The sequence below is a fragment of the Streptomyces tateyamensis genome (assembly GCF_003205575.1).
GTDB classification, from domain to species: Bacteria; Actinomycetota; Actinomycetes; order Streptomycetales; family Streptomycetaceae; genus Kitasatospora; species Kitasatospora tateyamensis.
Genome location: NZ_PYBW01000197.1, coordinates 1 through 790, shown reverse-complemented (window position 1 = coordinate 790; position 790 = coordinate 1). Strand labels below are relative to the sequence as shown.

1 pseudogene is annotated in these 790 nt (G+C 65.8%); it reads left to right on the top strand.

Annotated features, from left to right (window positions below):
• Positions 1-575: 575 nt before the first annotated feature.
• Positions 576-790: pseudogene (locus C7C46_RS32155) on the top strand (sugar ABC transporter substrate-binding protein); the annotation flags it as partial.

Genomic DNA, 790 nt, shown 5'->3' with positions numbered 1-790 from the left:
CCGCGACGTGGGAAAGCGGATGTCATAGGTGTCGACGGCGGTGATGCGCGCCGCTGTGGGAGCGGAAGCGAACACGTGGGTGCCTTTCACGCGGGGACGAAGGTCTGGCGCTGGGTGTCGAGACCGGAGATGGAGAGCTCGACGGTGTCTGCCGGCGCCTCCGCGCCCACCTCGCCAAGCCGCAACAGCCTCATGCGTCATCTCCTCGCCGATACATCGGATCTCTCTGGCGTGGTCTGACCATACGGGCAGTTACCCGACCCGGGCAAGGAGTCCTCCGATGTCTCTTTTTCGCGGGTCCGGGGAGCCGATTCCCCGGCAACTTTCCCTCGGCCGCCAGGGATAACGGTTTGCGGTGGTACGGAACGGACACCCGGATGTCACGGTTGGGATTCGTCAGAGGTCTCCTCTTGTCAGCAGCCGGAGAGGCTCGTATGGTCCTGCCTACCGCGATCCATCCGATGATTAAGCGGCCCCTGCCAGCCGCCATCGCCGTGCATCACTGCGCTCACCGTGCTCACCGGGAAACCCACCCCGCCGTCCCACCGGCGATCCCTCCCCAAGGAGATCAGCAGATGACTCCCCGCTCCGCCAGACTCGCGGCCGCCGCAGCCGCCTTCGTCGTCCTCGCCGGCTTCGCCACGGCCTGTAATCGTGGCAGTGACTCGGGTGCTTCGGCCTCGGGTGGCGGACAGCCGAAGCTCGGTGTCGATCTGCCCCGGGCGGACACCGATTTCTGGAACTCGTACGCGCAGTACGTCAAGTCGGTTGCGTCGTCGCAGGGTCTGAA